Annotated in this window: 9 protein-coding genes and 3 pseudogenes; 11 read left to right on the top strand and 1 reads right to left on the bottom strand. The window is 53.5% G+C overall.

Translation table 11 applies throughout. The features are described from left to right. Nucleotides 1-468: 468 nt before the first annotated feature. The 10 genes and pseudogenes from CXZ10_RS21695 (at nt 469) to CXZ10_RS09905 (ending at nt 9,460) form a co-directional block, all read left to right on the top strand. On the top strand, nt 469-621 hold the full coding sequence (locus CXZ10_RS21695; protein WP_210199890.1) for a hypothetical protein: 153 nt from the start codon (nt 469-471) through the stop codon (nt 619-621). A gap of 118 nt (nt 622-739) precedes the next feature. Then, nucleotides 740-1,870 (top strand): polysaccharide pyruvyl transferase family protein, encoded by a 1,131-nt coding sequence (locus CXZ10_RS09945; protein ID WP_180335936.1) that lies wholly within the window; start codon nt 740-742, stop codon nt 1,868-1,870. A 123-nt stretch (nt 1,871-1,993) separates the two neighbouring features. Further along, nucleotides 1,994-2,992: a nitroreductase family protein gene (locus CXZ10_RS09940; RefSeq protein WP_101288976.1), complete on the top strand. Its 999-nt coding sequence runs from the start codon at nt 1,994-1,996 to the stop codon at nt 2,990-2,992. Nucleotides 2,993-3,094: 102 nt separating this feature from the next. Then, complete coding sequence (locus tag CXZ10_RS09935) at nt 3,095-3,784, top strand: WecB/TagA/CpsF family glycosyltransferase (protein ID WP_101288975.1); 690 nt, start codon at nt 3,095-3,097, stop codon at nt 3,782-3,784. After that, nucleotides 3,753-4,130 carry an oligosaccharide flippase family protein gene (locus CXZ10_RS09930; RefSeq protein ID WP_210199889.1) on the top strand — a complete coding sequence of 126 codons (378 nt, stop codon included), beginning with the start codon at nt 3,753-3,755 and terminating at the stop codon, nt 4,128-4,130. Before CXZ10_RS09935 ends, CXZ10_RS09930 begins: the two co-directional genes overlap by 32 nt. After that, nucleotides 4,103-4,261, top strand: a pseudogene (locus CXZ10_RS09925) (IS630 family transposase); the annotation flags it as partial. The gene CXZ10_RS09930 and the pseudogene CXZ10_RS09925, both read left to right, overlap by 28 nt. A gap of 75 nt (nt 4,262-4,336) precedes the next feature. Then, nucleotides 4,337-5,338: an NAD-dependent epimerase/dehydratase family protein gene (locus CXZ10_RS09920; RefSeq protein ID WP_101289014.1), complete on the top strand. Its 1,002-nt coding sequence runs from the start codon at nt 4,337-4,339 to the stop codon at nt 5,336-5,338. Between the two features lie 1,218 nt (nt 5,339-6,556). Further along, nucleotides 6,557-7,618 carry a glycosyltransferase gene (locus tag CXZ10_RS09910; RefSeq protein ID WP_101288972.1) on the top strand — a complete coding sequence of 354 codons (1,062 nt, stop codon included), beginning with the start codon at nt 6,557-6,559 and terminating at the stop codon, nt 7,616-7,618. 152 nt (nt 7,619-7,770) lie between these two features. Then, nucleotides 7,771-7,921 (top strand): annotated as a pseudogene (locus tag CXZ10_RS21990) (transposase); the annotation flags it as partial. A gap of 210 nt (nt 7,922-8,131) precedes the next feature. Continuing rightward, nucleotides 8,132-9,460 carry an O-antigen ligase family protein gene (locus tag CXZ10_RS09905; protein WP_101288971.1) on the top strand — a complete coding sequence of 443 codons (1,329 nt, stop codon included), beginning with the start codon at nt 8,132-8,134 and terminating at the stop codon, nt 9,458-9,460. On the opposite strand, the pseudogene CXZ10_RS21985 reads toward CXZ10_RS09905, so the two are convergent. Next, a pseudogene (locus tag CXZ10_RS21985) lies at nt 9,457-10,222 on the bottom strand (IS5 family transposase). The gene CXZ10_RS09905 and the pseudogene CXZ10_RS21985 overlap by 4 nt on opposite strands. Nucleotides 10,223-10,363: 141 nt before the next feature. Between CXZ10_RS21985 and CXZ10_RS09895 the strand changes: the two are divergent. Continuing rightward, nucleotides 10,364-10,693 (top strand): transposase, encoded by a 330-nt coding sequence (locus CXZ10_RS09895; protein WP_101288970.1) that lies wholly within the window; start codon nt 10,364-10,366, stop codon nt 10,691-10,693. The last annotated feature ends 68 nt before the right edge of the window (nt 10,694-10,761 follow it).

Below are 10,761 nucleotides of genomic sequence, written 5' to 3'. Positions count from 1 at the left end.
ATACGTGCCGGATACCGACGTTCCAACGGGTGTGACCAAGTTCGTCGAATGGTACAGGCTATCCTGAGGACGTCTATAGGCGGAATAGAGAGTGGTATAGGCGACCGTTGGGAAGCCTGTCGGCGGACCTGATCGTTCCTGACCGATTGTGCAATATGAGAAGTAGACTGAACCGTGCCGGGTTGCCGGAGGCCATTTGGTTTAGGTATGCAGCCATGGCCGGTGCGTCTAGCCTGGCGTAATACTGCTCCGTGACTTTGTAGGCGCGCGTCACCAGTAGTTTCTGGCCTGTTGTTGACATTGCCCCGCAATCTATATCGACGGGATCGTCGGGGTTCTGGACAGCCCTCCGATCCATGGCGGGCACGAGGTCTACAATCTCGGCGACAATGATCCGGTAGGATTGATGGAGATGATTTCCACGCTGGAAGCCGCGCTCGGCGTCGAAGCCATCAAGAACGTGAGCCGATGCAGCCCGGCGACGTCACTGCCACCTGCGCCACTATCGACAAGCTCTGGGCGTTCTGTGGTTATCCGCCCAAGGTCAAGCTGGCTGAGAGGCTGGCAAGGTTCGTCGAGTGGCGGCTCGGCTACGAGACGGAACGCCTGGAATTCAGCTGACCGACGAACAAGCCGTCGTCAGGTCTAGAAAACGCGTGGCTTCGCCCTGTTTGGACAGGCAGCGCGACCGCTACGTATAGAATGAGAAGTTGAGATGAAAACTATCGGAATTATGTCAATGCAGCGGATCTACAACTATGGATCCTCGCTGCAGGCATATGCATTGCGGAAGTTGGTGGAGGAATCGACCAATGATGCTCTGGTTCACTATCTTGATTACACTCCCGGTCCGCCGCTGGTCAAATCACCTGATATCAAGCGTAATGGGGGCGGACGCCTACGCAGGACGTTTGAAAAGGTGAGTGAATACAGCAAAACTGAGGCGCGCATCCTAGATAAAATCAGATTTTTCAATCATAAGAGCCATTACGCATCCAAATACTTTCCGCTCATTGGCATATCCGCTGCCCCCCGTCATGAGGCAAATATCGATTTGCAGATAATCGGCAGCGATGAAGTATTCAACTGCGTCCAGGATAACACAAATGTCGGCTACACACGGGATCTATTCGGTCACGAGTCTAAAGCCAAAAAGCTGATTTCATACGCAGCGTCTTTCGGTAACACGACGCTGGAAAAAATCGATGCGTACAAAATTAGGAAAGAGCTCGAGGAAGATTTTCTGAAGTTTGACGCAATATCAGTTAGAGACTTCAATTCACAAGAAATAGTTTCTCAGCTCATCGGGGAGAGGCCGGAAATTCATCTGGATCCAACCCTTGTTTATCCGCTGTCGCAAGATTCAAAAATTCCTGGAACTCGGCAGAGGTCGTTTAAATACATTATCGCGTATGGGTATTCGGGCCGCTTTAACGATGTTGAGAACCAAGCCGTTCGTAAGTATGCGAACCATATCGGAGCGAAAGTATTAGCCTTCGGCGGCCTGCAATCGTCAGCCGATGAGTTCATCGATTGCGACCCTTTCGCACTCTTGGCGTACTTCCGCGATGCGGAAGCGGTGATAACGGATACATTTCACGGCACCATTTTCGCCATCATCAACGAAGTGCCATTCGCCACCATAATTCGCAAGAGCCATGGCGTTGGATACGGGAACTCCGAGAAGCTCGGATACCTTTTGAGTAGCATGAATCTGGAGTGCAGGGCCTTGAATGACCCGTCAACCTTGCCGGAACTTATGGAAGAGGCAGTTGACTTTAGCCCTGTGCGAGTACTGCGAGAGCATCAGCGCGCGCGCACCTTGAATTATTTGCGAAGCGCGATCGATCTCGGAGTTGTCAATGACTGAAGTCGCCGTGCTAGAAATTTCAATCATGAAGGCACCGACAGCGGGCGCGGAGTAGTGATTCAGTAAACTCGATAGACGAAGAGCTTACTCTATAAGAGATACGACGAATAATGGGGCCGCCGCATGAAGATGAATGCAAATCGGTTGAATCAAACCGCCAAAAAGTTTCTACAAAAGATACGTCTTCATTACCTTGCTTACAGGGATATCCGCAGATTTACGCGTTACGCCGCTTTCTCTGTCTTCGACGATTCTTACGACCAGCTGTGCGCCAGGATCATGTACAATGTACACGCCATTGAAAAAGGATTGTCGCGCGGCAAGAACATGCGGGTCGGATTTGGCAGAAAAGCCCTTGCCAATCTCAATGATGCGCTTGTCGTATATTCAGGTAAGGGGTATTCACGCGAAACATATACCTATATTCAGGGCAGGTCGATCGTCCATAGATACATCGATGCACACGGTAAAGATGCAGGTCTGGACTTGGGCACTCTCGACGTAGTCGATCAATCTTTTCATGTAGGAAGAGATACTTTCGATGCCGCTGGCACAAAAACCATCTACGCAAAAGACAAGTTGAACAATTCCTCGAAAGGATTCTATGCGCTTTCACAAGGCCGATCCAGCGTCCGCGAATTCTCGGGGGAGAGGGTTGATATCGAGAAAATCAGCAATGTCTTGAGAAACGCAGGAAAAACGCCTTCCGTCTGCAATAGGCAGGGCTGGCATGTCTATGTCGTTACTGACAAGGAAAAAATGCAGGAAACCCTTCGTCTGCAGCGGGGATTTAAAGGCTATCCCACCCTTCCAGAATGCGTGCTTGTTATTGCCGTAACCAATAGCGCTTTCTTGAGCCCAGTAGAACGCAATGAGGCTTTCGTGGATGGCGGTTTGTTTGCAATGAGTGTCATTTATGGTTTGGAGTGCGAAAGTTTGGCGGCAGTACCCTTGAACGCCATGATGAATGCTGCGGATGAACGCGATGTCCGCGCATTGATCAATGTGCATGATTCGGAGCAAATCATCATGTTTGTCGCTGTTGGTGCCTTTAAGGATGAAACCATTGTGCCAATCTCTGACCGAAAGCCATTGTCAGACTATATGACATACATCGCGTAGTGCCTGCACATCCCCATTATTCGCAACTACGATACTCCCGCAATCTCGAAAGAGACTTATCCAAGTTCGCAAGCGATAGACCGAGAAAATTAGACAAACAACATGCAGGAAAAGTCGAGGCCACAAGAATGGCTGAATGGGCGGAACAATACGTTCTTGAATCCCTATGCCTATCTGGTTTTGCGAAAACAACGCCTTGCGTATCTGTCCGGGAAGTCATTTTGCTTTTTCTATGATGGGGTTGCTCTGATATTTATTTTACGCCTGATGAGGCGTCGTGCGGAACGCTATAGTTTCGATGACACTTCGCTGGCGCCCGTTGTATTGAAACAATGTGTAGCCAAAGGCTTGAGTCTCGGTGTTGTTGGTTCAGCGCCGGGTATTGCGGCCGAGGCGGTCAGACTATTGCGGATGCGCTACCAGGATTTGCAAATCACCATGATTTCGGATGGATTTTACCCAGAAAACATAGAGGATGAGTTGCTGTCCCGTGCATTTCTTTGCGATGTTGTTGTCTGCAGTATGGGGACCCCGCGCCAGGAAGATTTTCTGCATAAACTGAGAGAGAAAGGCTGGCGCGGCACGGGTTTTACCTGCGGAGGTTACCTAGATCAACTGGTCTCTGCCCGGGGCGGCGATTACTATCCGGCATGGATGAACAGATTGAATTTACGCTGGCTGTATCGTATCGCTCAGGAGCCTCGTAGATTGATAAAACGCTACGCTGTTATCTACCCGTTGGGCATGGCGGCATTTTGCCATGACATACTCCGTCGAAGAATTTCTTTTTGAAATCAACATTAGTAAGTACATCATGATTATTAAGTCGCCCCACCAAGTAGATGTTCCTTCAGTTGACGAACTCAATCAGAAGGCCCGCCGGGCGACAAAGTGGTCCCTGTTGACGGAGGTGAGTGCGAGACTCATCACGCCAATCACCCAACTCATCCTGGCGCGCTTTTTATCGCCTGAAGCCTTTGGTGCGGTGGCGACGATTTTGATGATCACCAGCCTGGCGGACATGTTTACAGACGGCGGTTTCCAGAAGTTTCTGATCCAACGCGCAGTCAAGGACGACCAGGCACTCGAAAACTACGCGAGTGTTGCATTCTGGAGCAGGAACAAGCAGATCTCCTGAAGCGACGTCAGGCGTGGTTCGATGGCCAACCCGACCTCGATCCAGCGCGTCTCGTCTTCATTGATGAAACAGGGCTTTCGACCAAAATGGCGCGCCTGCGCGGACGGTCGCTACCGCCCCGAGGAGATCGAACGCCACGGCTTCGCCTACACCAGCGTCGGCAGGGGATCACCGACCGCCGGTCAGGTAGCCGAGGCGGCGGAATAATGCGGTTCCTGATCACCGGCACGGCCGGCTTCATCGGCTTTCATCTGGCGAGGCGCCTTCTCGACGACGGCCATTTCGTCACCGGCTTCGACGGCATGACGCCCTATTACGATGTCCGTCTCAAGGAGGCGCGCCATGCCATTCTTGAGCGCTCGAACGGCTTTCGGGCGGTGATTGGCCAGCTCGAGGATGCCGCGGCCCTCCAGCAGGCGGCCGAGCTCGCCGAACCCGAGGTGATCGTCCACCTCGCCGCCCAGGCCGGCGTCCGCTACAGCCTCGAGAACCCAAAGGCCTATGTCGACGCCAACCTCACCGGTAGCTGGAACGTGCTGGAGCTCGCCAGGCAATGCGAGGTCAAGCACCTGATGCTGGCATCGACCTCATCGGTCTATGGCGCCAATGACAAGGTGCCGTTTGCCGAGGCCGACAAGACCGACGAGCCGCTGACGCTTTACGCCGCCACCAAGAAGGCGATGGAGGCGATGGGCCATTCCTACGCCCACCTGTGGAAGATCCCTACCACCGCCTTCCGCTTCTTCACCGTCTACGGTCCCTGGGGCCGGCCGGACATGGCGTTGTTCAAGTTCGCCCATGCCATCGAGAAGGGCGAGCCGATCGACGTCTATGGCGAAGGCAACATGCGGCGCGACTTCACCTATGTCGACGACCTCGTCGAGGCGATCGTCCGCCTGGTGCCTGTCGTCCCGAGCGAAGACAACCGCGTCACAGCCGACGGCATCACCGACACGCTGTCGAGGCAGGCGCCGTTCCGTGTCGTCAATATCGGCGGTGGCCAGCCGGTCGGACTTCTCGACTTCATCGCGGCGATCGAACAGGCACTCGGCAAACCAGCCATCCGCAACCTCCTGCCCATGCAGAAGGGCGACCTCCCCCAGACCTATGCCGCACCCGACCTCCTCAGGGAACTGACCGGATATGTGCCGGAAACCGACGTTCCAACGGGTGTGACCAAGTTCGTCGAATGGTACAGGCTATCCTGAGGACGTCTATAGGCGGAATAGAGAGTGGTATAGGCGACCGTTGGGAAGCCTGTCGGCGGACCTGATCGTTCCTGACCGATTGTGCAATATGAGAAGTAGACTGAACCGTGCCGGGTTGCCGGAGGCCATTTGGTTTAGGTATGCGGCCATGGTCGGTGCCTCCAGCCTGGCATAGTACTGCTACATGGCTTTGTCGGCGCACTTCGCCAGCCCTCTCCGGCGTTGTTTACGTTGCCCCGCAATGGAACGCGCCCTTAGCCGGAGCGCCACCGGTCGAAGTCGTCGCAATCCTGGTAGCGTAGATAAGACGAATGCGGGTGGCATATGCCCGGACGCGGACGGCGACTTTGTGAAGGTGCAGCCGGATGGTGGCGAAATCGGCTCTGTTGAGATATCGCGTGGACGGGAACTAGATGGGCTTTGTAGGCCTTGATCAGACTTCCGGCTAGGCTAGGGCTCAGTAGAGTCTCTCGGAAGCGATGCGCGAAGCGACTTTGTCGATGTTGGTGACAACGAAGCTGATGTCGAGGCCGATGTGGCTTCGGGACGGGCAGCGGCGCGGCGCTCGTGCTATCAACCCTTGGCTTTGGGCGGACTTAGACGAATTCGCGCACCCCGTCGAGGTTCTCGACCGCGCTTGTGGTGGCGACAGTGTCAGCGATCTCGCGTAACTTGGCGACTAGTGGCTTTACTCCCGTCAGGCGAAAGAGGTAGTGGCTGCGTGCGCCTCGCAGAAGTCTATGGCGTCGGGCCTTGCATCGTGGCCATTACCGCGGATCGTGATGCGGGTTGCTAGCTACTTGGCCCGAATGTGGCGGACAAGGTGGCGAATGTAGGCGCGCACTTTGACGCCGGGTGGCATCTTGCCCGGCGCAGAACAGTGGCCATCGTAAGCCCGGTAGCGTAGAAATGGATCGGCACACGGCAGTAGTCGCCATGACGGGCATTTAACAGCGACAGCTGCCGGCGGCCGTGGGCGACGTCGATGTCAAGCGTGACGTTTTGGGCGGCGCGCCCCGTAGCTCGCCGTTCACTGGTCGACCAGTGCGTAGGTCAGGCCGTTGGGGTCGCTCAAGGTCAGCGCGTTCCGCAGGCGTGGCAGCGTCGTCTGGGAGGTCAAATCGGCGCCGCTGTTGGGCAGACGGTTTGAAAGCCGGATTTGAGTGCAACCGGTCGAAGTTCGCTGTAGTCCTCACAACCGTGGGCAAAGGGAAAGAGATGAAGGTATTTCTTATATGTAACCGCCAGGGGGTTGGCGGGGCTACGCTTAACGCGGCTCTCATATGCTCTGAGTTTTCAAATAGTGGTATCGACACCAAGATATTCTTCATTCAGGAGCGAGATGCGACTTTCAAACCTCAACCGGAGCGGCAGATAACCCTGCACCGCGGGACGGCAACCACAGCAGGTTGGGCCAAAGCATTTTTTTCTTTTATGAGATATGTTTGGCGTGAGAAACCTGACGCAATCATAGGATTTACGCCGGCCGCAAACATCTTTGCTGGGCTCTCGCGCTGCGTGAGCTGGTCGACGCGCTGTATCGCAACCCAAAGGAATCCATCAACAGAGCAGTCTGCAGCAGGGGCTCTATGTGACAAACTATTCGGAACCATCGGAGTCTACAAAAGAAATATTGCTGTAAGTCATGCTGTTAAGGATTCATTTTTCAGTTACCCTGTTTCATATAGGCGCCGTATTTCTGTCGTCCATAATGCAACACCTTCATTGGCATATACAGAAGCAAGTAAGTCTCACTCTCGTTTAAGGTATGAATTACCCGAAGGATATCTTATACTTGGGTGCATTGCAAGACTACACCCGCAGAAAAATATCGGATTTGCGATAGAACTATTGACTTTCATGCCGAATGCATTCCTTTTAATTTGTGGTGGTGGTCCTGAGGAGTCTAAGCTTAAAGATATGGTCGCGCGGCTCCAAGTCGGGTGTCGCGTCAAGTTTGTTGGGGAGGTGCATGGGGTCGCGATAACTGAATTCTACAGAGCAATTGACGTACTATTGTTCCCGTCACATTATGAAGGGTTCGGCCGGACGCTGGTTGAGGCCTTATCTCAAGGTGTTCCGATTGTGTCGAACGAGTTGCCAGTCGCGAAAGAAGTCGCTGGTGATGCGGCTTGGTTCGCGCCACTTGAGCATTCTCAATGGTTAGCGAAGATCGAACAAGCTGTTGGGGACAAAGATGTGCAGAAAAGAGTTCAGCGCTCGAAATTGTATTCAACTGAGAAAATGGTAAAGGGATACATGGAAGCCATAAGTAGCTGATGGAAATGGGTGACCTGATGTCGTCTTTAAGCATCATTGCGTACAAATCTGGCATAGGGCGGAGCTAGCATGATTGAGCATGATTGAGCTGGCGCTAATTGCCGGACCGGTGATTTGAGCTTAGCCCCGTTTGGCGAGCAGGACGAACGGGGATGACCGTGAAGAAGCAGAAGTATTCGACCGCTTTCTAAGCAAATGGGCTTTGGAAGCGATCCGGGAGAACTGACGCTGACGCAATTGGCGGCAAAACACTGTGTGCACCAGACGTTGATCAATGCCTGGAAGAAGCAGACTGCCGAAGGTTCAGTTTCCCAGACCACCTCATGCGGACACAGGTCGAGTCGATCGTGACGATATCACCGTCGTAAGCCGAGGCGCTCGCATACTCGCGTTGAGCGGTTTCGGTCCAGGGCCTCGGTGGTTCCGTTCAGTGTTGCAACTGAACAGAATCACATCCACTGAAATCGCTCAACTCTTTTTGGGTTGGGCTCTCAGAGCGAGCTTGGATAATAGATGACGAAAAGAATCATTTCCGAAGAAGAAATTATTAGTGCTCAGGAGCGGCCGGGAAGAAAAAGTCTCGCAATACTGGCCTTCTGCAATTGCGCGTTCTTTTTCTTTCTGGGTGGACTTACGCATGTCCTCGAACCGAGTGAGGGTGGTGGTGGAAACACGTGGTTGTATCCGTTTCTAGCTCTTACTCTCCAGGTTGGATCGTTTATAATACTAATGCGTCCGGGTCGAAGAGAGAGATTCATTAATCTATTGTCTAATAACAAGAGTCTAATACTGGCTATGTTGATTATAGCGATTTCGCCTTTATGGTCAATCGATCCAATGCTGAGCACGAAGAAGATTATCGCCTTGATTGGGACCACTTGTGTCGCAATACTAATATATATTGAGAATGAAAAAATTGGAGTGATCCAATTCATCGCAAAAAACTTAGCAATATTTACTTTACTCTCAATAGCGCTGGCAATTTTTCTACCCGCTTTGGGCACTCATCCAACGGGAAGGTTTGCAGGCCAATGGCGAGGACTTGTTGGGTTCAAGAATCAGGCTGCGTGGTTAGCGTGCTTGTTTCTGCTCTTTCTGGCAGGAACTGAGAAAGCCGGCTGGATTGGGAGGTTCCGCCATGTATTGTTCGCGGCAGGATTGCTAATGTTAATCCGCACTGGCTCGGCCACCGGCGTGGCGGCTCTGGCCTTTGCGGGTATCTCGTACTTGAGCGTGACGGCGTTTCGAACCGCTCGCTCGTTAAGAGTGTTCATGGTGACGGCCGTGGCCTTCGCCGTTCTAGCTCTGCTGTCTGATCCGCAAGGATATTTTGAGTATGTCCTTGAGATGCTTGGTCGCGATTCAAGTCTGACAGGGCGCACATCTATTTGGAAAGCCCTGGTTCCAATCATTGATGACAACCTCTGGCTTGGTGTGGGCTACTTGGCATTTTGGGATCACGCTGCGACCTATTTTGGAAATACGAGTTGGATGGCGGATATTGGGCATGCACACAACGCATACATAGAGATATTGCTCGATGTTGGGATTATTGGGCTACTAACTCAGTGCTTGTTCATTTTTAGTAGAATCTATTACCTTTTTGTTTTGGTTCTTCGTGGAGACAAGGTATCCGGTCTACTCCTCTGCGTTATGCTCACATTTTCGGTCATTGGTGTAGCCGGGGCCCTATTCTTCAGGGCCAATACGGGAATTTGGATTATAACGGTCATCATCACCTGTTATGTCGCGGACAGCAATGAGAGGCTGCGCCGTAATCAAGTTGGCCGTGCACTACCTCGCGAAACGGTATGGTTGAAGAGTCCATCTGTCCATGGCTAGGTCCTGTTGACAAAAGTGGGCAGCCATAGCCTGACAGCCGCGATGTTGAGGAAGGCGAGGAAGGATTTGGCCGTCTTGTCATAGCGCGTGGCGATGCGGCGGAACTGCTTGAGGCGATTGAACATCCACTCGATGCAGTTTCTGTCCCAATAGTGTCTGAAGTTGCAGGATGGTGGCTCGACACGGTTCGATCTGGGTGGGATGACAGGCAGAATGCCTTGCAACAGCAGTCACTCCTGCACCGCGTCGCTGTCGTATCCCTTGTCGGCCAGCAGTATGCGCGGTTTGCCGAGCGGTAGGCCCATTAGGTCGTCGACGGCGAGATAGTCGGATGTTTCGCCGCCGGTCAGCTTGAAGCCAAGTGGACGTCCCTGACCGTCTGAGCGGGCGTTGATTTTGCTCGTAAAGCCGCCGCGGCTTCGACCAAAGCCTTCCTTATGAGTCCCCTTGTTGCGCCGCAGCCTGCGAATGGCCCCGGACGGTGGTGCTGTTGATCACGTGCTGCCAGTCATCGGTGAGTCCGAGTTCGACCAGCGTATCCAGAAGCGCACCCCACACGCCTTGCTCAGCCCAGCGCCGGAAACGGACATAGACCGAGTTCCACTTGTCGTATCGCTCGTGCATGTCGCGCCAGGGGCAGCCGACCCGCAAGACGTAGAGCATGCCACTGAGAAGGCGCTGGTTATCCCAGGATCGGCGTGACCAGCGCCCTCGTTCGGAGGGCAACAGATCGCCAATAACTACCCATTCTTTGTCCGTCAGGGGCGCCCCGCATCAGCTGAACTCCGCAAAGACCAGCCTTGAATCATACAGGAACGATTTGGGAATTTCTTTTGTCAACAGGACTAGATGTATTATTCACCGGGACGCGGTTTTGACCTGGCGAGTGTAGCATAAGGGTTGATGTGGAATAGGATATGGTTGCCTACACCGACCCGGTCCACCCACTCCGCCACACCCGCCATGATCGTTGATACTGCTCCGACCCTCGAATTTCCAGCCGTTGCCCGAAAGAAGATCGTCGCCGCCTTCAATGGTGGCCGGATGTCGTCGGATAGCGGCGTCATGCTGCTGACTCAGGTCGAGCGGCATCTTGGGTTCGCCGAACGTCTGGCCGCGCTCGTCCCGGACGCCCGCGGTCCCTCGCAATCTGCGCACGCCAGACGTGTTTCTGTGGTGTGCTATGATCCGAAACCACAGCGGCAAGTCGCCGGTCAGCATCGTCAAGAGTGATCGATAGCCCATTGCGCATCCGCCAGACTCGCGCATACGTTTGACAAGCGGAATCCGTTTTCGGACAC

Source organism: Pleomorphomonas diazotrophica (assembly GCF_002844595.1).
GTDB classification, from domain to species: Bacteria; Pseudomonadota; Alphaproteobacteria; order Rhizobiales; family Pleomorphomonadaceae; genus Pleomorphomonas; species Pleomorphomonas diazotrophica.
Note: the sequence above shows the minus strand (reverse complement) of the source record. Positions and strands in the feature narration are given on the sequence as shown.